At 45.4% G+C, this 22,797-nt stretch carries 21 protein-coding genes; 19 read left to right on the top strand and 2 right to left on the bottom strand.

Annotated features, from left to right (window positions below; translation table 11 throughout):
* The first annotated feature begins 129 nt into the window (after positions 1–129).
* Both AB5706_RS14000 and AB5706_RS14005 read left to right on the top strand, forming a co-directional pair.
* A complete protein-coding gene (locus AB5706_RS14000) occupies positions 130–984 on the top strand; it encodes an alpha/beta hydrolase (RefSeq protein WP_148463310.1) in 855 nt (284 codons plus the stop codon).
* 259 nt (positions 985–1,243) lie between these two features.
* Entirely contained in the window at positions 1,244–1,738 is a 495-nt protein-coding gene (locus tag AB5706_RS14005; protein WP_173719188.1) for a hypothetical protein, read from the top strand.
* A 445-nt stretch (positions 1,739–2,183) separates the two neighbouring features.
* Here AB5706_RS14005 and AB5706_RS14010 read toward each other — a convergent pair whose 3' ends face one another.
* Positions 2,184–2,399: a type II toxin-antitoxin system antitoxin gene (locus AB5706_RS14010; protein WP_173719187.1), complete on the bottom strand. Its 216-nt coding sequence runs from the start codon at positions 2,397–2,399 to the stop codon at positions 2,184–2,186.
* On the bottom strand, positions 2,399–3,415 hold the full coding sequence (locus tag AB5706_RS14015) for an SPFH domain-containing protein (protein WP_195982925.1): 1,017 nt from the start codon (positions 3,413–3,415) through the stop codon (positions 2,399–2,401). Before AB5706_RS14015 ends, AB5706_RS14010 begins: the two co-directional genes overlap by 1 nt.
* 200 nt (positions 3,416–3,615) lie before the next feature.
* Here AB5706_RS14015 and AB5706_RS14020 point away from each other — a divergent pair, with 200 nt between their 5' ends.
* The 17 genes from AB5706_RS14020 (at position 3,616) to AB5706_RS14100 (ending at position 22,716) form a co-directional block, all read left to right on the top strand.
* On the top strand, positions 3,616–4,755 hold the full coding sequence (locus AB5706_RS14020; RefSeq protein WP_368361500.1) for a helix-turn-helix domain-containing protein: 1,140 nt from the start codon (positions 3,616–3,618) through the stop codon (positions 4,753–4,755).
* A gap of 30 nt (positions 4,756–4,785) precedes the next feature.
* Positions 4,786–6,093 (top strand): glycerate kinase family protein, encoded by a 1,308-nt coding sequence (locus AB5706_RS14025; RefSeq protein WP_195379315.1) that lies wholly within the window; start codon positions 4,786–4,788, stop codon positions 6,091–6,093.
* A gap of 4 nt (positions 6,094–6,097) precedes the next feature.
* The gene (locus AB5706_RS14030; protein ID WP_148463316.1) at positions 6,098–6,292 is read left to right on the top strand and encodes a hypothetical protein; all 195 of its coding nucleotides are present in this window, start codon (positions 6,098–6,100) and stop codon (positions 6,290–6,292) included.
* A gap of 230 nt (positions 6,293–6,522) precedes the next feature.
* Positions 6,523–7,380, top strand: a complete 858-nt coding sequence (locus AB5706_RS14035; protein ID WP_173716972.1) for a transporter substrate-binding domain-containing protein — start codon at positions 6,523–6,525, stop codon at positions 7,378–7,380.
* 123 nt (positions 7,381–7,503) lie between these two features.
* The gene (locus tag AB5706_RS14040) at positions 7,504–8,295 is read left to right on the top strand and encodes an amino acid ABC transporter permease (protein WP_173774038.1); all 792 of its coding nucleotides are present in this window, start codon (positions 7,504–7,506) and stop codon (positions 8,293–8,295) included.
* Positions 8,296–8,297: 2 nt separating this feature from the next.
* Positions 8,298–9,038: an amino acid ABC transporter ATP-binding protein gene (locus AB5706_RS14045; protein ID WP_330382720.1), complete on the top strand. Its 741-nt coding sequence runs from the start codon at positions 8,298–8,300 to the stop codon at positions 9,036–9,038.
* A 158-nt stretch (positions 9,039–9,196) separates the two neighbouring features.
* Positions 9,197–10,036: a CvfB family protein gene (locus AB5706_RS14050; protein ID WP_173774039.1), complete on the top strand. Its 840-nt coding sequence runs from the start codon at positions 9,197–9,199 to the stop codon at positions 10,034–10,036.
* A 790-nt stretch (positions 10,037–10,826) separates the two neighbouring features.
* Positions 10,827–14,327 carry a DNA polymerase III subunit alpha gene (locus AB5706_RS14055; RefSeq protein ID WP_173774040.1) on the top strand — a complete coding sequence of 1,167 codons (3,501 nt, stop codon included), beginning with the start codon at positions 10,827–10,829 and terminating at the stop codon, positions 14,325–14,327.
* A 206-nt stretch (positions 14,328–14,533) separates the two neighbouring features.
* Entirely contained in the window at positions 14,534–15,523 is a 990-nt protein-coding gene (pfkA, locus tag AB5706_RS14060; protein ID WP_173718340.1) for a 6-phosphofructokinase, read from the top strand.
* A gap of 197 nt (positions 15,524–15,720) precedes the next feature.
* The gene (locus tag AB5706_RS14065; protein WP_173774041.1) at positions 15,721–17,112 is read left to right on the top strand and encodes a TrkH family potassium uptake protein; all 1,392 of its coding nucleotides are present in this window, start codon (positions 15,721–15,723) and stop codon (positions 17,110–17,112) included.
* Between the two features lie 75 nt (positions 17,113–17,187).
* A complete protein-coding gene (locus tag AB5706_RS14070; RefSeq protein WP_148463321.1) occupies positions 17,188–17,844 on the top strand; it encodes a potassium channel family protein in 657 nt (218 codons plus the stop codon).
* Between the two features lie 15 nt (positions 17,845–17,859).
* Entirely contained in the window at positions 17,860–18,642 is a 783-nt protein-coding gene (locus AB5706_RS14075; protein WP_173774042.1) for a TrmH family RNA methyltransferase, read from the top strand.
* 88 nt (positions 18,643–18,730) lie between these two features.
* The gene (locus tag AB5706_RS14080) at positions 18,731–19,165 is read left to right on the top strand and encodes an NfeD family protein (RefSeq protein ID WP_173717395.1); all 435 of its coding nucleotides are present in this window, start codon (positions 18,731–18,733) and stop codon (positions 19,163–19,165) included.
* Between the two features lies 1 nt (position 19,166).
* Positions 19,167–20,111 (top strand): SPFH domain-containing protein, encoded by a 945-nt coding sequence (locus AB5706_RS14085; protein ID WP_173717396.1) that lies wholly within the window; start codon positions 19,167–19,169, stop codon positions 20,109–20,111.
* A 151-nt stretch (positions 20,112–20,262) separates the two neighbouring features.
* Positions 20,263–21,264 (top strand): ornithine carbamoyltransferase, encoded by a 1,002-nt coding sequence (argF, locus tag AB5706_RS14090; protein WP_173717397.1) that lies wholly within the window; start codon positions 20,263–20,265, stop codon positions 21,262–21,264.
* 111 nt (positions 21,265–21,375) lie between these two features.
* Positions 21,376–22,239, top strand: coding sequence for a biotin--[acetyl-CoA-carboxylase] ligase (locus AB5706_RS14095; RefSeq protein WP_244095630.1), 864 nt, complete (start codon positions 21,376–21,378; stop codon positions 22,237–22,239).
* Positions 22,240–22,365: 126 nt separating this feature from the next.
* A complete protein-coding gene (locus AB5706_RS14100; protein ID WP_118583962.1) occupies positions 22,366–22,716 on the top strand; it encodes a DUF6145 family protein in 351 nt (116 codons plus the stop codon).
* The last annotated feature ends 81 nt before the right edge of the window (positions 22,717–22,797 follow it).

Below are 22,797 nucleotides of genomic sequence, written 5' to 3' on the forward strand. Positions count from 1 at the left end.
GCAAACTGCACGCCAAAATTGTGACGCACGTCTTACAGAAAGCTTTTTTCCAAACATGCTTTAGGGGATAAGCTGGTTATTCCTGACATTATAAAATGAACGAAATATATACAACAGGAGGTTCGCGAAATGATTCACGAAAAAATAGAGATTCAATTAAAAGATTCTGAGTTTAAAGCAAATTTATTTACATATTTCCTGGACAATTCACCTGAAATCGATCCGGAGAGAAAAAGACCGGTTGTGCTGATCTGTCCTGGCGGCGGCTATCAGATGACTTCTGACAGAGAGGCAGAAGCTCTTGCCGTCAGATTTATGGCAATGGGCTATCATGCTGCGATTTTGCGCTACAGCGTTGCTCCGGCACGTTTCCCGGAGGCGCTTCTTCAGCTGGCTACAGCAGTTGCAATGCTCCGTGAAAATGCAGAAAAATGGCATATTGATACAGAGAAGATCGTAGTCCAGGGTTCTTCTGCTGGTGGACATCTGGCGGCAAGCCTTGGTGTATTCTGGAACAAGCCCTTTGTTGCAGAAGCTTTGGGCATGGACTCCGAAAAGTTTCGCCCCAATGGGCTTATGCTCAGCTATCCGGTAATCACTTCTGGCGAGAAAGCACATAAGGGTTCTTTTGAAAGCGTTCTGGGAGAGGATTATGCAGATGAAGAGAAACGCAGATTCCTGTCCCTGGAATATAATGTTACGAAGGATACCCCGTCGACTTTCCTGTGGCATACAGCACCGGATGATACTGTACCGGTAGAGAACTCCCTGCTGTTTTTCCAGGCACTTCACGCTCTGGATATTCCGGCAGAATTGCATATTTATCCAGTGGGCAGTCATGGTCTGGGACTTGCCACTGCAGAAACAGCATGCCCCAATGGCTATGGAATCCAGGCAGAATGTGAGAGCTGGATTCAGCTTGCCGGTGACTGGATGAAGCACCTGTTTGAAGCGAAGGAAGTCGTAAAGGCACCTTGGGAATAAAAAGATGGGGTGTTGGTGAAATTTCCACAGTTGGTAAGAATATGAAAGTAATAGAAAATATAGATTAGGTGAGTAGAAGCTTTAAAGTCCGTTGCCTTGGGGATTCCCAGACAGTGGACTTTTTTCCTGTTCTGAAATGTGTTGCTGCAAATCATGTGTGGCGTGATTATAACACAGAACAAAATGTACTTCAAGTGTTGTTTTTATATTATTTTGCTGATATACTTTTTTTATCTTAAATATACGGGAGGTGAAAGAAATGTTGACGAAAGAAGATCTACAGGCGATTGCAGGATTGCTGGTGCCCATTGAGACACGGATTGGGAATTTGGAAAGCCGTTTCGACAAGTTGGAAAGCCGTTTCGATAATTTGGAAAGCCGCTTCGACAAGTTGGAAAGCCGTTTCGACAAGTTGGAAAGCCGCTTTGACAGCTTAGAAACTCGCGTTGACAACTTCGAAAGCGAAACCAAGAGCCGCTTTGAGAATCTGGAAGCGAACTTGCGCAGCGTAGACAAGCATGTATGTGAATTGGATGCATCAGTATCAGAATTGCAAAGAAGTGTAAAAGAACTCTGGCTTCATGTGGAGAACACTACAGACTGGAAGCTTCAGGTTGTAGCAGAGAATCATTCCAATCTTTTACAAAAGCTGGAAGAACAACAAAAGAGATGGGAAACGCAGGAAAGACTTTTATTTTACGTGAACAAACATGAGAAAGACATCACCGCGATAAAGCAGAGGCTGTGTATGTGATTGACAGAACCATTCATACATAAGAATGGCTGTAGAAATACTCTCAGAAAACATGAAATATAAAATGCATCAGAAAAACGTAATAGAAAAACAAAATAGAAAAACGAAACAGAAAAATACATATAGAGAAAGCAAATTGCAAGTAATATATCATTTTATAGAATTATAGAAATACTAAAATACAAAAGATAAATTAACACAAAGAACGAAGAAAATAAGCTTAACAATTATAATTATAAGCGTTAAATACCATACAAAACAGAATTGGTGTTCAGAGCATTCAGAAAGTCATTACCCTCTGTGCACGAATAGATAAAAGCGGGGAGTACAGCACTGTTGTTATAACATCTGTACTCCCTGATTTGTTTAAAATGTGAAAAATTTGTATTGTTTTATAATTGTCGATAGTGGGTTTGGCAAGTAGAAGGGCTTTTTATGCTGGAAATCATGAGATATCCAGTTCCGGCGGTTTATCCATCGTGTCGGAAACGTATTTCCCATTTTTCTTGCGCTGGCGGACACATTCGGTGAGCAGATATTCAATCTGCCCGTTTACGGAGCGGAAATCATCCTCCGCCCAGGCTGCAATCTGGTCATAAAGCTTGGCAGAAAGCCTGAGCGGGATCTGTTTCTTAGGCCGGGTATCTCTGGTTTCAGCCATTAGTACAGACTGCCGGAATTAACCACCGGCTGGGCATCGTGATTGCCGCACAGCACTACGAGAAGATTGGAAACCATGGCAGCCTTCCGCTCCTCGTCAAGTTCTACCACATTGTTTTCATTCAATCGCTCTAATGCCATTTCTACCATACCAACAGCACCGTCTACGATCATCTTTCTTGCGTCGATGATAGCGGAAGCCTGCTGTCTCTGCAGCATAACCGCTGCAATCTCAGGTGCATAAGCAAGGTAGGTGATGCGGGCTTCAATAATTTCCAGACCGGCATCTGCTACTTTCTGCTGGATTTCATCACGGATGCGTCCGGCTACGATTTCACTGGAACCGCGAAGACTTCCCTCATCTGCTACACCATCCCCAGTGGTATCTACATTGGGTGCTACGTCATAAGGGTAAATTCTCACGATATTTCGTAGCGCGCTGTCACACTGCAAGGAAAGATATTCCTTATAGTTATCTACGTTGAAAACAGCTTTCGCAGTATCTGTTACACGCCACATAACGGCAATTCCGATTTCTACCGGATTTCCCAGGCAGTCGTTGATCTTCTGACGGTTGTTATTTAAGGTCATGATCTTCAGGGAAATCTTTTTGTTTACATATGTACTGCTTGTGGAAGCGGAAGTTCCGGTGGCCAGTGTGAGAACGGATTTGGCGGCATTTCCTCCATCTACGTCACCGCTCTGGTTCAGTCTCGTCTTTGCAGCCGGGTTTACAGCTGTACAAAAAGGATTTACCCAATAGAAACCGTCATTCTTTAAAGTTCCCACATATTTGCCGAATAAGGTGAGTACAAGGGCTTCCTGCGGCTTCAGCACTTTAAGGCCAAGGAACGGGATCCATCCAAGTGAAGCCCAGATGATACCGATGACCATAAGGGGAATCTGTTCGAAGGCTGCGCCGAATATTACAGCGACTGCGGCCACGGCATAGAGCAGAATAAACAGCACCATCATTCCCATACCATTTTTCTTGTTGTCCAAAACTTTTTCTTTCATAGCAATCCTCCTGATAATGAAAATTATCTTTTACGAGATACAAATATGATATCATTTAGATATCAAAATGTCAATACATACAAGAGAGTTATAGAAAATTTTTCGTTTTTTTCCAGGTAAACAAATCGTCGATTGACGAAAATCCACATTTTAGTGTATATAAGAGAGTAACGCAAAAGAATTATGGAGGATATCATATAGTGGACGCAAAAAGGTTTGGGGCATTTATTTCGGAAAGAAGAAAAGAGCATCATATGACACAGGCCGATCTTGCCGGAAAAGTCGGAGTGACGGATAAGGCGGTCAGCCGTTGGGAACGGGGACTTGGATTTCCGGATATTAATACAATGGAGCCATTGGCAGATGCACTGGGGGTATCACTTTTGGAACTGATGAGATCAGAAATGCAGACAACCGAAGGGGCTAACGTGAAAAAAGATGAGGCAGCAGAAAAAGATGGGACAGTAGAAATGAATGAAGCAGCAGAAAAAAACGGGATGGCAGAAAAGAGAGAGAAAGCAGAGAAAAAATACACGTCTGCAGAGGTGACTGAGATGATGCAATCAATGGAAGAAATACGAAAACAGCAACAGCATCAGGATAAAATCGCAGGCTATCTTGCGATACCGGTAATTCTGCTCATTGTGGCTGTGTTTAAATTCTCTGGTCATGCAAACCTTGGCGGTGCGTTATTTGCCGGGCTTCTTGGCGCGGGAGCTGCTGTGAGTGGATATTATCTGTGGGTGAATCGGGAAGATAAGGAAAGCAAAAGAATTTATGGATTTTTTACAATCACTCTGACCGGCATATTTTTCACAATATGTTCTTTCCTGGTTCCTGACGGATTCTGGGAACAACATAGACAGGAAGCAAGTCTCATCACATGTCTGGTGAATCTGGCGATTGTGATATACGCATTTGGATTTGCAGTAAAGAGAATGTGCAAGGAAAAAAAGAACCCGGTACTTATTGCTGTTGTGGTGGTTCTGGAGATTTTGATAACGGCGTGGACTTTACATGGCTTTGCTGCCAGGTCCATAGAAAATGCCATGGGAACCAGCAAGGGGGATGTGGCAGAACAGTACGCAACACAGCTGTTGCTCAATGAAAAAAATCTTGAAGAAGACTGGATACGGGGATATAGTTATGTTCAGATTGACCTGCATCCGGATATCTACCGTGTAGGTTTTTCCTATTATGCAGATCAAAAAGACGCAGAAGCGGGAAAAGAAAGCATATATGGCTATGATATTCAGGTGGATTCTGATTATAAAATTACGATAAAAGAAGGAAGTTCTGCAATTGGAATGGATTTGTGGAGTGAAAAAATAGAAGGGTAGATCGTATTTGAAAAAACGGGAGAAAAGAACATGAAAGTAGTAATTGCAATTGATTCATTCAAAGGGAGCATGAGTTCTATAGAAGCGGGTGAAGCTGCCGCAGCAGGCATTCGGAAAGTATATTCGGAAGCCAAGACCAAGGCTTATCCGCTGGCAGATGGCGGGGAAGGGACAGTGCGGGCACTGGCCCAGGGACTTGGGGGAAGCTTGGAGAATGTGACAGTTACTGGACCACTTGGAGCCCCGGTTGTCTGCGAATATGCAATTTGGGAGAAACGTAATATAGGCGGTTCAGGTAGAATTGATTTTGTGGGAAAAGAGATGATGGCTGTTTCAGAGAATGCTTCCGTAGTAGAAAATACTTCTATAATAGAAAGTAAACGTGGCTACAAGAATGAGAAAAAGTGCGGAAAGACTGCCATTATAGAAATTGCTGGTGCAGCCGGGATCACTTTGGTTCCACCTGAACTTCTGAATCCTATAAACACTACAACCTATGGTGTTGGAGAGGTCATAAAAGACGCCATTTCCAAAGGCTGCCGAAATTTTATCATCGGAATCGGAGGCAGTGCAACGAATGATGGTGGAATCGGTATGCTTCAGGCTTTGGGAGGAGAGCTTCTGGATAAAAGTGGAAAACAGGTGCCATTTGGAGCAGAAGGTGTGGAAAAGCTTGCCTCCATCAGTTGCAAAAATTTGCTTCCGGAATTAAAAGAATGCAGCTTCCGCATTGCCTGTGACGTGGACAACCCTTTATATGGGGAAAAAGGCTGCAGCTATATCTTCGGCCCCCAGAAAGGCGCAACACCGGAGATGGTGGAGCTGATGGACGGGTGGATGGAAAACTATGCAAAGATAACAGAAGAATATTTTGCAGATTCCAAAACCCAATTGGGAAAATTTAATTATGATCCAAACTACCCAGGCTGCGGAGCAGCCGGAGGCCTTGGCTTTGCCTTCCGTACTTTTCTTCATGGAAAACTGGAACCAGGTATAAGCATTGTCCTGGAAGAAATCGGCATAGAAAATCAGATAAAAAATGCAGACATCGTAATCACTGGTGAAGGTCGTCTGGATGGCCAGACCGTTATGGGAAAAGCGCCCATCGGAATTGCCAGACTTGCAAAGAAATATGGAAAGCCAGTGCTTGCCTTTTCTGGCTCGGTCACTGAAGATGCTGCCTCTTGTAATGAAGCTGGAATCGACGCTTTTTTCCCAATCCTCCGTCAGGTGACCACTCTGGAAGAAGCCATGGATCCGCAGACTGCACAGAAAAATATGGAAAGTGCTGTAGAGCAGGTGTTCCGGGTGATTAGGCTGAAAGAAAGGAATTGGTGAAATTATGGGCGGAAAAGTGCTGGAATTAGAGTCGGATAAACTGATTGAGCAAGGACTTGAGCTTGGAAGACTGGAAAATCAAATGGCTACAGCCGTCAAAATGTTGCAAGTGGGCAAGTATACGATTGAGGAAATTGCAGATATTTCTGGTTTAACGGTTAAAAAAATATGTGCGTTGAAGGATGAAAAGAATCTGTGAGCCAGAGAAATATGGAGAAAAACCATGAATTCTGCAACTCCCCCCTCTTGACTTCTCCCACAAACAAGAGTAATATGAACTACAACGCAATGGCGCGTTAGTGTGATAACGCCGCCATTGCATTTTTTTTACCCGGAAATGGGGAAACAACCTCGAAATGAGGAAACACACCGATAAAATATCGGTGGTGCTGTGATTAATGAGTTTTTTACAAAGAGGAGGAAAGAAAAATGAAGAAGAGCTATTTATGGAGAAAAATGACAAGTGGTCTTATGGCAGCAGCTGTTACCGTGACAGCAATGCCGGGACTTGGACTTACAATGGTACAGGCAGAAGAGAAGAAAACATTAAAGGTAGCAATGGAGTGCAGCTATGCACCATACAACTGGACACAGCCCGATGATTCCAACGGAGCAGTTCCGATTTCCGGAAGCTCTGATTACGCATATGGCTACGATGTTATGATGGCAAAGAAAATCTGCGACGAGCTGGGCTACGATCTGGAGATCGTAAAGCTTGACTGGGATTCCCTGGTACCAGCTGTTCAGTCTGGAAAGGTTGACTGTGTTATCGCAGGTCAGTCCATTACCTCCGAGCGCCAGCAGATGGTGGATTTTACAGAACCATACTACTATGCATCTATCATCACCCTGGTAAAGAGTGACGGAGATTATGCAGATGCAAAGAGCGTAGCAGACTTAAAAGGTGTAACCTGTACATCCCAGCAGAACACTATCTGGTATGATTCCTGCCCGCCGCAGATTGAAGACGCAAACATCCTTCCTGCACAGGAAAGTGCACCGGCCATGCTGGTTGCCCTGGAATCCGGAAAATGTGACGCCGTTGTAACGGATATGCCTACCGGAATGGCTGCATGCGTAGCTTATCCGGATTTCAAGCTTCTTGATTTCTCCGGCACAGACGGTGATTTTGAAGTATCCGACGAAGATATTAACATCGGTATTTCCGTACAGAAAGGCAACACTGAGCTTCTGGATGCCTTAAACAGCGTGCTGGATAAAATGACAGAGGACGATTACACCGAAATGATGGACGAGGCAATTTCCGTACAGCCACTGTCTGAGTGATGAAACTGCTCGACCTGTGAAACATAAAGTATAAAATACATGTCCGGGTATGAATTTAATAAAAAGATATGTGTGAAGAATTCCGAACAGACATGTACATATGTAAGATAGGAGATAAAAACTATGCTTCCTGAAACCTTCTGGGGCCGGATCCAGTATCTGCTCCAGCAATACGGCGCCTCCTTTTTATCAGGAGCCGGAAATACAATGATCATAGCCATTGTAGGCACCTTTTTAGGGTGCCTTATTGGCTTTATAGTTGGAATTATTCAAACAATTCCTGTAGATAAACGAGACTCCGCCGTTAAAAAGACACTGGTTGGATTTCTCAAATTTATTATGGCATGCTACGTGGAATTTTTCCGTGGCACCCCAATGATGGTACAGGCCATGTTTATCTATTACGGAAGTGCTTACCTGTTCAATATCAACATGTCCATGTGGTTTGCGGCATTTTTCGTAGTATCTATCAATACCGGAGCCTACATGGCAGAAACCGTCCGAGGCGGAATCCTTTCTGTTGACGAAGGTCAGACAGAAGCTGCAAAAGCAATCGGAATGACGCATGTACAGACTATGATGAACGTAATCCTTCCACAGGCATTGCGCAACATCATGCCTCAGATTGGCAACAACCTGATCATCAATATCAAGGATACCTGCGTTCTTTCCATTATTGGAATTGTAGAACTTTTCTACACAACAAAAGGCGTAGCTGGAGCCTATTATACTTACTTTGAATCCTTTACCATCGCTATGGTAATGTACTTTATCCTTACTTTTGTATGCTCCAGACTGCTCCGCCTGCTGGAACATAAGATGGAAGGTCCGCAGAATTATGACCTTGCCACAACGGATACACTGGCTCACACAAGTGGTCTGTATTCCTACCCTAAGAAGAAGGAGGAGAAATGATCATGAGTGAAAAAATCCTTGAAGTCAAGCATCTGGGAAAAGCATTTGGCAGCAATCAGGTACTGAGAGATATTGATTTTTCCGTAAGCCCGGGAGATGTGACGTGCATTATCGGACCGTCCGGTTCTGGTAAATCCACGCTTCTTCGCTGCCTGAATATGCTGGAAACTCCATCCACCGGAGAAATCAATTATCATGGAACTGACATCACCAGTAAGAACGTAAACGTTCCGGAATACCGTTCAAAGGTAGGTATGGTGTTCCAGAATTTTAACCTTTTTAACAACATGACTGCTCTGAAAAACTGCACCGTAGGTCAGGTAAAGGTTTTGAAAAAGAGCAAAGAAGAGGCAGAGAAAAAAGCTTTGTATTATCTGGAAAAAGTAGGTATGGCGCCGTACATCAACGCCAAACCCAAACAGCTTTCCGGAGGTCAGAAACAGCGTGTGGCAATCGCAAGAGCCCTTGCCATGGAGCCGGAAATTCTTCTTTTCGACGAGCCAACCTCCGCGCTGGATCCCCAGATGGTAGGCGAGGTTCTGGAGGTTATGAGAGACCTTGCACACGAAGGCCTGACCATGATCATCGTCACCCATGAGATGGCATTTGCCCGTGACGTTTCCAAGCGTGTAATCTTCATGGCAAATGGCGTTATCGTAGAAGACAGACCGCCGAAGGAACTGTTTGAGAATCCGAAAGACCCGCTGACAAAAGATTTCCTGAGCCGCTTCCGCAATGCATGAGCCGGAAAGTCGCTTTGCAGATGGGGATTCTGCATTTTTTATCCTTACTTCAATAAGTTAATGTTCACAGTGGCGGTAAATGTGTGCTATACTGGACAATAGATTGGGAAGCTACTGAGAAATTTTATATTTAACCGTAATTGAATTAAGGAGAATCCATGATTGAAATAGGAAAAAAACAGAAGCTTATTGTGGCAAAGACCGTAGATTTCGGTGTTTACCTTGCAGAAGATAAAAATGCAGGCCAGGAAGACAGAGTACTTCTTCCAGCCAAACAGGTTCCGGAAGGAACCAGAGAGGGCGATGCACTGGATGTATTTATTTACAAGGATTCCAGGGACCGTCTTATTGCAACCACCAGAGAACCACTTCTTCAGGTTGGACAGACTGCTGTTCTGAAAGTGCTTCAGGTAACCAAGATCGGTGCATTCCTGGATTGGGGCTTAGAGAAAGACCTGCTCCTTCCATACCATGAGCAGACCAGCCGTGTGCGGGAAGGACAGGAGTGCCTGGTAGCCCTTTATGTAGATAAGAGCAGCCGTCTCTGCGCCACCATGAAGGTATACCATTACCTTTCCACCAGAACTCCATATGTAGCCGGTGATTCTGTTAAAGGCCGTGTCTACGAGATCAGCGACCGTTTTGGTGTATTCGTAGCCGTTGACGATAAATATTCTGCCCTGATTCCAGCCCGGGAAGCTAACGGAAAATATCGTCCGGGAGAAGTCCTTGACCTTCGTGTTTCCGAGGTGAAAGAGGATGGCAAGATGAACGTCACAGACCGTCAGAAAGCCTACATCCAGATTAACGAAGATGCCGAGAGCGTCCTTAGCATAATCGAAGAATTCGCCGGCGTCCTCCCCTTCGATGATAAAGCCTCACCAGAAGTGATCAAACGCGAATTCGGACTCAGCAAGAATGCCTTTAAACGTGCTGTGGGACACCTTCTGAAAGAAGGTAAAATTGAGATTAAGGACAAACGCATCTACAAGAAATAATGGAATCTGATACACCCTTTATTGGAAAATAATAAAACCTGCATACCATATTGGAATACCCAAAATATGGTATGCAGGTTTTTTCTCTAAAACACGAACGGGTGTTTACCGGGGCTTGAACTTGTGTTAAACTATTTATTAATCATACTTGCTATTTAATTGGTTGGTCGTTATCCCGGACGCGATTTCACAATGTATATTCACCGCCGCGCGTCCAGGCGTTCCGGCAAGCTAATGACTAACTACGACTAAGACGCTCAGGAGAACCTTCGCGCCTAAGTCTCCGTAAGTCATGGATCTCGCCTCCACTAAAACCGCTCCTGAAATGCGCGGCTTGCGAATATACATTGCAAAATCGCTGGTTACTGGAAAGGGAAGAAAGAAACAGTAACGACAACGGGGGTGAGGTGAAGTAGTTGGTATCCCGCAACTTTATTATTTTTTGTCAATCTATCGTTACCAAAAAAGTATAGGGAAATCACTCACTCACCCTCCCCCTTCGTAAAAAGTTCTTATATAACATCAGTCCCAGCCAGTACACAGCATTTGGACAATGTGTATTACTCCAGCGAGCCATTTCAGGCGCGCTCTTAGCGGAGGCGAAATCCAGCGCTTACGGAGACTTATGCGTGAGGGCTCTCCCGAACGCATTAGTCGCAGTTAGCGATTAGTTCGCTGGAGCGTTGCGCCGGCGAGTGAGTAATACACATTGCCCAAATGCGTCCCTCCTGAAAAACTTTTCACCCTCCCAACACACTAAATAGGAAATTTGCGAAGAAGGAGACACACAATGGCTTTTACCCACCTCCACGTCCACACCGAATACTCCCTGCTGGACGGTTCCAATAAAATAAAAGAATACGTTGCCCGTGTAAAGGAGCTTGGGATGGACAGCGCGGCCATCACAGACCATGGGGTCATGTACGGCGTCATCGATTTTTACCGGGCAGCGAAAGCAGCCGGAATCAATCCGATCCTTGGCTGCGAAGTCTATGTAGCCCCTGGTTCCCGCTTCGACCGCGAGATCGGCAGTGGCGACGACCGTTACTACCATCTGGTACTTCTTGCCGAGAACAACCAGGGCTACCAGAACCTTATGAAAATTGTATCCAAAAGCTTTAAAGAAGGCTTTTACTATAAACCACGAGTAGACCTGGAGCTTCTCCGGGAATATCACGAAGGTCTCATCGCGCTGAGCGCCTGCCTGGCCGGTGAAGTAGCCCGGTTCCTTAACAGAGGAATGTACCCGGACGCTAAGAAGGCGGCCCTCCGCTATCAGGAAATTTTCGGCGAAGGCAATTTTTTCCTAGAGCTTCAGGATCATGGAATTCCGGAACAGCAGAATGTAAACCAGCAGCTTCTGCGCATGCACCAGGAGACTGGAATTGACCTGGTAGCCACTAACGATATTCATTACACCTACAAAGAAGATGCTGATCCTCACGACATTCTTCTGTGTCTCCAGACAGGGAAGAAGCTGTCCGATACAGACCGTATGCGCTACGAAGGCGGTCAGTACTACGTGAAATCCGAGCAGGAAATGGCGGCACTTTTCCCATATGCACTGGAAGCCTTGGAGAACACACATAAAATAGCAGAGCGCTGCCACGTAGAAATTGAATTCGGAGTTACCAAGCTGCCAAGATTCGACGTTCCCGAGGGCTACACCTCCTGGGAATACCTGAATAAGCTCTGCTTCGAAGGTCTGGAGCGCCTGTACGATCCGGTTACCCCAGAGCTACGGGAGCGACTGGAATACGAGCTGAACACTATCAAAAATATGGGCTATGTTGACTACTTCCTCATTGTGTGGGATTTCATCCATTATGCCCGCAGTAATGGCATTGAAGTAGGCCCCGGACGAGGCTCCGCAGCCGGAAGTATTGTTGCATATACCCTTGGAATCACCTTACTTGATCCAATCAAATATGACCTTCTGTTTGAACGTTTCCTGAATCCGGAGCGAGTATCCATGCCTGATATTGACGTGGATTTCGGATTTGAGCGAAGACAGGAAGTAATCGACTATGTTGTACGGAAATACGGCAAAGACTGTGTGGTTCAGATTGTTACATTCGGTACTTTGGCAGCCCGCGGTGTTATCCGTGATGTAGGCCGTGTCCTCGATATGCCATATGCCCAGGTAGACTCCATTGCGAAAATGGTTCCTGCCAAAATACCGAATGTGAAGCTTGTCACAATTGATAAAGCCATGGAAGTAAACCCGGAACTGAAAAAAGCATACGACGAGCAGCCGGATGTGCATCATTTGATTGACATGGCTAAACGTCTGGAAGGTCTTCCAAGACATACCTCCATGCACGCTGCCGGAGTTGTAATCAGCCAGAAAGACGTCTCCGAGTATGTGCCCCTTTCACGCGCGCAGGACGGAACCATCGTCACCCAGTTTGTCATGACAACTCTTGAGGAGCTGGGACTTTTGAAAATGGATTTCCTTGGCCTTCGAACCCTGACTGTAATCAACAACGCAGTAAAAAATGTAAAGAAAAATTACGGCATATCCCTTGATATGCAAAAGATAGATTATAATGACCAGAAAGTGCTGGATTCTCTTGGAACAGGTCGTACTGACGGTGTGTTCCAGCTGGAAAGCGGCGGAATGAAAGGATTCATGAAAGAACTGAAGCCACATAGCCTTGAGGATGTAATCGCCGGAATTTCCCTGTACCGCCCAGGCCCTATGGACTTTATTCCCCAGTATATCCGCGGCAAGAACCGTCCGGACACCATCCACTACGACTGTCCGCAGCTGGAGCCGATTCTGAAGGCCACCCACGGATGTATTGTGTACCAGGAGCAGGTTATGCAGATCGTACAGAGTCTTGCCGGATTTACCCTGGGACGAAGTGACCTTCTCCGCCGTGCCATGTCCAAGAAGAAACTTAACGTTATGGAAAAAGAACGCCAGGCTTTTGTCTATGGAAACGAAGCGGAAGGTGTTCCCGGCTGTATTAAAAATGGAATTGATGAGAAAATTGCAAATAAGATCTACGATGAAATGATCGATTTTGCACAGTATGCATTTAACAAATCCCATGCTGCGGCATACGCCTATGTTACGTATCAGACTGCCTTCCTGAAATACTATTATCCGGTAGAATATATGGCTGCGCTGATGACCTCCGTAATCGACAAGCCTACCAAGGTTGCCGAGTATATTCAGGTCTGCCGCCAGATGAACATTCCAATCCTGCCGCCGGACATCAACAAAGGCGAGTATGGCTTTTCCGTATCAGGAGGCTCGATCCTCTATGCACTTTCCGCAATCAAGAGCGTAGGTCGTCCGGTTATTGAGGCTATTGTTGCAGAGAGAAAAGAACATGGCGAGTACCTTTCCGTGAAGAACTTTATTGAGCGGAATATTGAAGCTGTGAACAAGCGTGCTATTGAGAACTTTATCAAGGCCGGTGCTCTGGATTGTCTGGAAGGAAACCGTCATCAGAAGATGGTCGTTTTTGGTCAGATCGTAGATGACATTTCCCGAAACAAGAAGCAGTCTATGGCAGGGCAGCTCAGCTTATTCGACATTGCCAGCGAAGATGAAAAAAAAGAGTTTGAGATCCGTATGCCGAATCTGGAAGAATATGACAAAGAGACGGTTCTGTCCTACGAAAAAGAAGTCCTTGGCATATACCTGAGCGGTCATCCTCTGGATCGCTACCGTAATATGATGGAGAAAATGATTTCCGCAAGAACTATTGATTTCCAGCCGTCAGATGAAGACGACCGTGAAGGCGGTGAACCGGATGAGTCAAAAGTACGGGACAATCAGAAAGTCATCATCGGAGGAATGATCACAGAGAAAAACGTGAAGTATACCAAAACAAACAAAGTGATGGCGTTCCTTACCGTGGAGGATCTGGTTGGAACTGTAGAAGTCATGGTTTTCCCAAGAGATTATGAGAAATGGCAGAATATGATCAATGAGGATGCCAGGGTATTCATCCAGGGACGTGTATCCGCAGAGGATGACAAGGCCAGCAAGCTGATCCTGGAAAAGGTACGGTCATTCTCCGATATTCCGAGAGAACTCTGGATCCAGTTTGAAAGTAAGGATGATTACAGCCAGAAAGAAAAAGGGCTTCTGGAGGATCTACGGAATTCTCAGGGTACAGACACTGTCGTTATTTATCTGAAAGATGTAAAAGCAATGAAAAAACTGTCTGCTGCATACCATGTAAATCTGCAGGATGAATGGCTTGCACAGATGAGTAAAAAATATGGTGAAGGCAATATCCGGGTTGTAGAAAGAGCTCTGAAAACGCTTTAAAGTGAAGAATCAGACAGGTATATGGAAAATTATGGTAAAATCACGGAAAACAGAGTGTAATTTCGGCAATTACTTAAGGAAAGAGTCTTGAAAAACCTTTGAAAATGCTATAAACTAATGCTGAATATGTGTATAGAAAAACGAGGGCGTTTCCACTGAAAATGGAGACACAGCTCCCGACGATTCATAAGATGGAGGAGATTATTATGGCAGAAAACAAAATTAAGACCATTGGTGTCCTTACCAGTGGCGGTGACGCTCCTGGAATGAACGCTGCAATCCGTGCAGTTGTAAGACGTGGACTTTCCAGCGGACTTAAAGTAAAAGGTATCCAGAAGGGCTATAACGGCCTTTTAAACGAAGAGATCATCGATATGACAGCAAGAGATGTATCCGACACCATCGAGCGTGGCGGTACAATTCTTTACACTGCAAGATGTGCCGAGTTCCGCACAGCGGAAGGACAGCAGCGTGGTGCAGAGATCTGCCGCAAGCACGGTATTGACGGACTTGTTGTAATCGGTGGAGACGGTTCCTTTGCTGGAGCGCAGAAGCTTGCTAACCTTGGAATCAACACAATCGGAATTCCAGGAACCATCGACCTTGACATTGCATGTACAGAGTACACCATCGGTTTTGATACCGCTGTTAATACAGCTATGGAAGCAATTGATAAGGTTCGTGATACATCTACTTCCCATGAGAGATGCAGTATCATCGAGGTTATGGGACGTGGAGCCGGCTGGCTTGCACTGTGGTGCGGTATTGCCAACGGAGCCGAGGATGTTCTGATCCCTGAGAAGTATGACTATGATGAGCAGAAGCTGATCAATAACATTATTGAGAGCCGTAAGATGGGTAAGAAACACCACATCATCATCAATGCAGAGGGTATCGGCCATTCACAGGCTATGGCAACTCGTATCGAGGCTGCTACAGGAATCGAAACACGTGCTACTATCCTTGGTCACATGCAGCGTGGTGGAAGCCCAACATGTAAAGACCGTGTATATGCATCCATGATGGGTGCTATGGCAGTAGACCTTCTTCTGGAAGGCAAGAAGAGCCGTGTTGTTGGATATCGTCATGGTGATTTCGTTGATTTCGATATCAATGAAGCTCTTGCAATGGAGAAGAGCGTAACTCCATATATGTGGGAGGTTTGTGAGTCCCTTTCTCATAACTATAGGAAATAACAGTGATAATACGGTTCACTTGTCTCAGGGCATATTTCCGACTGGGTTTTACAGTCTGTGATACACATTTTGCAGAAATCCTTTGAGCTATGTGCCGGCGGCAGGTGAACCGTAATTATAAAAGAGTCATTGTCCCTGACATTCTGCAGCAGAATATTTTGCAAAAGATGCTGAGGGCAGTGGCATAAAGGAAGCTTATGTTCATTCAAAACCTGCAATATAAATTGCATAAACTGAATACGGCGCAGATCATTACCCTCAGCTTTGCGGGGGTAATTTTTGTAGGAGGATTAATTCTGTGGCTGCCTTTCTGTACGGCAGCAGGCCAGACCACTTCGTTCTCCGATGCTATGTTTACAGCCACCACCTGCGTATGTGTTACCGGGCTTGTAACTGTGACTACAGCTACGCACTGGAGTCTGATTGGCAAACTGGTGATCCTTTTGCTCATACAGATTGGCGGAATTGGACTGATCGCACTTGCAAGCGTTATTTTTATTTCCCTGAATAAGAAGATCAGTCTGAAGAACCGCAGAATGATCCAGGAATCCTATAATCTGGAGCAGATGTCCGGTCTGGTAACAGTGGTGAGAAAAGTGGTTCTCTGTGTGTTTGCAGCAGAAGGAATCGGAGCCGTCGGCTATGCATTCTGCTTTGTACCAGAGTTTGGACTGGTGAAAGGTCTGGGACAGGCTGTTTTTACAGCAGTTTCAGCCTTTTGCAATGCAGGAATCGATCTTTTGGGAGAGAACAGTCTGGCAGACTATGTAACCAATCCTCTGGTGAATGTGACAACTATGGGATTAATTATTGCTTCTGGACTTGGCTTTAACGTATGGTGGGATCTTGGAGAAAGAATAAAGCTGGTTTTTCAGAAGAAGCTTTCTCCTGGCAGATTATTCCGGACCCTTCGTCTGCAGAGCAAGCTGGTTTTGACTACAACCGGGATTTTGCTCCTTGGTGGGACAATCTGTATTTTACTGTTTGAGTATAAGAATCCGGACACCCTGGGAAGTCTGTCCTTTGGGCAGAAGCTGATGGCAGCGGCATTTCAGTCTGTGACCACAAGAACAGCAGGGTTTTTTACAGTTGATCAGGGGGCGCTGACCAGCGGAAGTGTAATGATCTGTCTGTTTCTTATGCTGGTTGGAGGTTCTCCTATGGGGACTGCCGGCGGAGTGAAGACGACTACACTTGCAGTGCTTGTGCTGAGTATTATTGCCAACCTTCGGGGAAAAAAGGATGTAGAGGTTTATGGGAGAAAGATTCGCAGCAGTTATATCCGTTCTGCGCAGGTAGTTGTGGGAATGGCGGTTAGTGTGCTGCTTATTTCCGTGCTGGGGATTTTTGCAATTATGCCGGATGCACCCTTTGTGGATGTGCTGTATGAGCTTACTTCTGCAATTGGAACCGTAGGTCTTTCCAGAGGACTGACCGCGGTCCTGAATACACCGGCCAAATGGATCGTTATTTTTACCATGTATCTTGGAAGAATCGGTCCGCTGACACTGGGCGCGGCGGTTGTATCCCGTGCGCAGAAGCGAACGAAAGATGTACATCTGGCAGAAGAGAATATTATGATAGGATAGAAAATGGCGTCTGTGGACGACATTATCCCGCATGAAAGTCCGTTGCTTTCATAGCAGATTTTAAAGGAGATTAGAATGAGCGGAAAATCCTTTGCAGTCATTGGATTGGGGCAGTTTGGAATGACCCTGGCGAAAGAGCTTGCGAATGCAGATTATGATGTTTTGGCAATTGATGATAAAGATGAGAATATTCAGGAAATTGCAGATACTGTCACTTATGCAGTTCGTGCAGATGTGCGCGAGCCTGGAATTCTGAAATCCCTGGGCGTGCAGAACGTAGACGTTGCGATTATTGCGGTTGCAGAAAATATGGAAGCCAGTATTACAGCTACCATGCAGGTGAAGGACCTGGGCGTCCCGCTTGTTCTGGCGAAGGCAATGAATTCCCTTCATGGCCGGATCCTGGAGAAAATTGGTGCTGATCAGGTAATATATCCGGAGCGTTCCATGGGCATCCGCGTTGCCCGTAATTTTACAGCCAGTGGATTTGAGGATGTGTTTGAGCTTTCTACGGAGTTCAGTATGGCAGAATTCCGGATCCCGGATGAATGGGTGGGGAAAAGTCTTTCAGAGATCAGGCTCCGTGAGCAGCATCATATAAATCTGGTTGCAGTGAAGCATGGAGATTCTGTAAATGTAAACCTGAATCCTGCGGAGAAGCTGGAAGCGGGTTGTATTCTGGTTGCAGTAGGAAAGAACGAGGATTTGAATAAATTCCGAAAGCCGCTGTAACAGGGAGGATAATTTATGATAACCAGTGCAAATAATACACAGGTGAAAAATATCATACAGTTAAACCAGAAGGCCAAGGCCCGCAGGGAACAGGGGTTGTTTGTGGCTGAGGGACGGAAAATGTTCGGGGAAGCTCCAAAGGACTGGATTTCCAGGGTTTATGTGACAGAATCCCTGACAGCAGAGGAGTCCCTGATGAAGCAGGTCATGGAGCTTCCGGAAGAAAAAAGAGAAATCGTGGCAGATAATGTTTTCCGCCAGATGTGTGATACCAGGACTCCACAGGGAATTCTTACAGTTCTGAAGAAACCGGTGTGGACTGTGGAAGATATTTTAAAAGGAGATGCTCCTTTGGTAATGGTTCTTGAGGATCTTCAGGATCCGGGAAATGCAGGGACTATTTTCCGAACAGGTGAGGGTGCTGGTGTTTCCGGTGTTTTTCTTACGAAAACCTGCGTAGACATTACCAATCCAAAGGTCATCCGCTCAACAATGGGATCTGTTTACAGAATGCCTTTCCTATATGTGGAGGATGTGGTATCATTAAAAGCGGAACTGGAGCAAAAAGGTATCCGTACCTTTGCAGCCCACCTGAAAGGAAAAAATTCCTATGATCAGGAAGATTATCAGGGCGGCACAGCATTTCTTATTGGAAATGAAGGAAACGGGCTGACGGAAGAGGCAGCAGAAGCTGCCGATTGTCTCATCCGGATCCCCATGTGCGGCAAGGTGGAGTCCTTGAATGCAGCTATGGCTGCAGGAATTTTGATGTATGAGGCTGCAAGGCAGAGACGGTAGGGTTAGCTGATCTGGAATCTGTCTGCTGAAGTATATCTGATGACGTATGGCAGATTTTGACAATCGCTTATCTGAAAGGGGGAGTCTTATGGAACCAATTATCTGGCTGGGAGTCCTGGCTGTGCTTCTGGTTATTGAAGGGCTTACCACGGCACTTACCACCATCTGGTTTGCAGGAGGCGCACTTGCTGCCGCTATTGCAGCCGGCATTGGAATGGGAATCGTGCCGCAGCTTCTTCTGTTTTTCTGTGTTTCACTGGTGCTGCTGTTTTTTACAAGACCGGCAGCTCTGAAGCTTATGAGAAAAGACACAGAGAAAACAAATGTGGAAGGTCTTCTTGGAAAAAAGGCTGTTGTGATCCAGAAGATCAATAATCTGGCCCAGACAGGCCAGGTTCGCATCAATGACATTGAATGGATGGCCCGGACATCCGATGACAGCGTAACAATTCCGGTTGACACTGTAGTAATCATAAAAGCAGTCCACGGTGTTAAATTGATCGTGGAGCCAAAGGAGGCGTAATATGGGAAGTATCTTATTTTTGCTGATTGTCATCATTCTGGTGCTGTGGATCCTGGCATCCTGCATCCGCATCGTACCCCAGGCATATGCGATCGTACTTGAGCGTTTAGGTGCTTATCAGGCAACATGGGGAACCGGTGTACACTTCAAACTTCCATTTGTAGAGCGTGTGGCAAGAAAAGTCAATCTGAAAGAGCAGGTTGTAGATTTCCCACCACAGCCGGTTATCACAAAAGATAACGTAACCATGCAGATTGATACTGTTGTATTTTTCCAGATCACAGACCCGAAGCTGTACGCATACGGCGTTGAGAATCCGATCATGGCTATCGAGAATCTTTCCGCGACTACATTGCGTAACATTATCGGTGATATGGAACTGGATGAAACCCTGACCTCACGTGAGGTGATCAATACCAAGATGCGTGCTTCCCTTGACGTGGCAACTGATCCATGGGGAATCAAGGTAAACCGTGTAGAGCTTAAAAATATCATTCCTCCGGCCGCTATTCAGGAAGCCATGGAGAAACAGATGAAAGCAGAGCGTGAGAGACGTGAGGCAATTCTGATCGCAGAAGGTGAGAAGAAGTCCACCATCCTTGTTGCAGAGGGTAAAAAAGAATCTGCAATTCTTGATGCCGAAGCTGAGAAGCAGGCTGCTATCCTTCGCGCGGAAGCGCAGAAAGAGCGCATGATCAAAGAGGCAGAAGGTCAGGCAGAGGCAGTTCTGAAGGTTCAGAAGGCGAATGCAGAAGGTCTTCGTATGATCAAGGAGGCAGGTGCTGACAATGCAGTTCTTACCCTGAAGAGCTTCGAAGCTCTTGCGAAAGTGGCAGACGGCAAATCTACCAAGATCATTATCCCGTCAGAGATCCAGAACCTGGCAGGACTGGCAGCTTCTTTGAAGGAAGTTGTTGTGGATGAAAAGGATAAAAAAGAAGAGTAACATTCTTGAAACAAGAAATTAATGAGATGAAAGCCGACGATGGTAGTCTGAAAAGTGAAAAATTGAAAGACTTGTACGACAGTTTACTGTAAAGCATGGCAGAAAGAAAAATGGTGCCAGGCACTATACCTGGCACCAGAGGAGGATTATTATGAACTTAAAAGGCAGAAATTTTTTGACACTGAAAGACTTTACACCAGAGGAAATTCTGTATCTTCTTGATTTATCCGCTGAGTTAAAGGCAAAGAAAAAAGCCGGTGAGCTTACCGAGTATTACAAGGGCAAAAATATTGCCCTGATCTTTGAGAAAACCAGTACCAGAACACGTTGTTCCTTCGAGGTGGCAGCCCATGATCTGGGAATGGGAAGCACCTATCTGGATCCAACTGGCTCCCAGATCGGCAAGAAAGAGAGCATTGCAGATACTGCAAGAGTTCTTGGAAGAATGTATGATGGTATCGAGTACCGTGGATTTGGTCAGGAAATTGTAGAAGATCTTGCAAAATATGCAGGAGTTCCGGTTTGGAACGGTCTGACAAACGAATATCATCCAACACAGATGTTAGCAGATATGCTTACCATCCGTGAGCATTTCGGATATCTGAAAGGAATCAAGCTGGTTTACATGGGCGATGCCCGTTACAACATGGGTAACTCCCTGATGGTAGCCTGCTCCAAGCTTGGTATGCATTTCGTAGCCTGCACAAGTAAGAAATATTTCCCAAATGAGGAGCTGGTTGCTCAGTGCAAAGAGTACGCTGCAGAGTCCGGCGCAACCATTACTCTTACAGAGGATGTAGAGGCTGGAACGAAGGACGCAGACGTTATTTACACAGATGTATGGGTATCCATGGGTGAGCCGGATGCAGTATGGGAAGAGAGAATCCATGATCTGACACCATACAAGGTAACCTCTGCAGTTATGAAGAATGCAGGGGAGAAAGCAATTTTCCTTCACTGTCTGCCGGCATTCCATGATCTTAAGACAAAGATTGGCAAAGAGATGGGCGAGCGCTTCAATCTGACAGATATGGAAGTAACAGACGAAGTATTCGAGTCTCCGGCTTCTAAGGTATTTGATGAGGCTGAGAACCGTATGCATACCATTAAAGCGGTTATGGTTGCTACACTGGGAGAGCCTGAGAATAAATAATTCGGCTTCCAGATAACAATGAATTAATGAATTCCGATTGTTTCTACGTTCTTATGTACTACTTTTTATCCTCTGGATAAGATGTATCATTTATTCAAAGAACCTGGACGATTGGGAGTTATAGAAAGGGTATCTGAAATGATTTCCGAAAAAGAATCATATGAAGAAATTGGCACGGGCAGTATCTATAACGAAACCACAATTGCAGATCAGATACATACAAAATGGGCGGGCAAAACCGTCCATTTTGCAAGAGAAACAGATTCTACCAATTTGTGGATCAAGCGTCTGGCGAAGGAAGGCGCATCAGAGGGAACTCTTGCACTGGCAGAATTTCAGTCAGCAGGAAGAGGAAGACTTGGCAGATCCTGGGAGGTACCAGAGGGTACGTCGGTTATGATGAGCATTCTTCTCAGACCGAAATTTGAACCTCAGTATGCACCAACCCTTACCCTTGTAATGGGTATGGCTGTGGCGAAAGCAGTGAAGAATCTTGGATTTGACGTAAGTATCAAATGGCCCAATGATGTGGTAGTTTCCCACAAAAAAATATGCGGAATCCTTACCGAAATGGGGGTTCGCGATGGAAAAATTGACTATGCAGTCATCGGAGTGGGAATTAATGTAAATATCAGAGAGTTTCCGGAGGAGATGGCAGACAAGGCTACATCCCTTTATCTGGAGAGCGGCAAGGAATTTGACAGAAGCCAGATTCCCGGGCTTGTGATGGAAGCTTTTGAGGAATACTATGAAAAATTTGCAGCGACCTGTGACCTCAGTGGGCTGAAAGAGGAATATGAAAGTATTCTTGCTAATTACAATCAGCCGGTGCGTGTGCTGGCGAAAGAGCCGTACGAGGGCGTGGCCAGAGGGATTACAGATGGCGGAGAGCTGTTGGTAGAGAAAACTGATGGAACGATTGTAGCTGTCAGCGCCGGTGAGGTTTCGGTTCGCGGGCTGTATAGCTATGTGTAAGGCTATTGTTTAGGCACATTTTCGCAAATGATATTCCCCACTGATTGCGATAATCCTACAGTGAATGGGGCATATCACTTGCGAAAATGTTGTTGACACAGATGAAAACAGAAAGGTGGGACTTAATTGTATCAGGAGAATGTAGTGCTTTGCGGCGCAAGCGCCTATGAACAGAAATATTACTTTAATAAAGACTTTGATTCTCTGCCTGATCATGTGAAGAAGGAACTGCAGATCATGTGTGTTCTTTTCACAGAAGAGATTGGAGGAATTTTCACACTGGAATTTGATGATCACGGAAACCTGCAGTTTAAAACAGAGGCTACGGAAGCTGATGGATTTTATGATGATATTGGCGGTGCACTGAAGATTAAAAAGCTGCGTGTGGAGAAAGAGGAGCTTCTGGAATCTCTGGAAATGTATTATCGTGTGTTCTTCCTTGGGGAAGATGTGGATAAAGAGAAGACAGAAGAGTAAGCTGTGTGGATAAACTGATAAACAGGGAAAATAGCAGCTCATCAGATGTGACATTTGAGTTCACGAAGCGAGTAATTGTTG

The organism is Ruminococcus sp. RTP21484sp1_RTP21277st1_D2_RTP21277_210401 (genome assembly GCF_040924225.1).
Taxonomy (GTDB): domain Bacteria; phylum Bacillota; class Clostridia; order Lachnospirales; family Lachnospiraceae; genus Blautia_A; species Blautia_A faecis.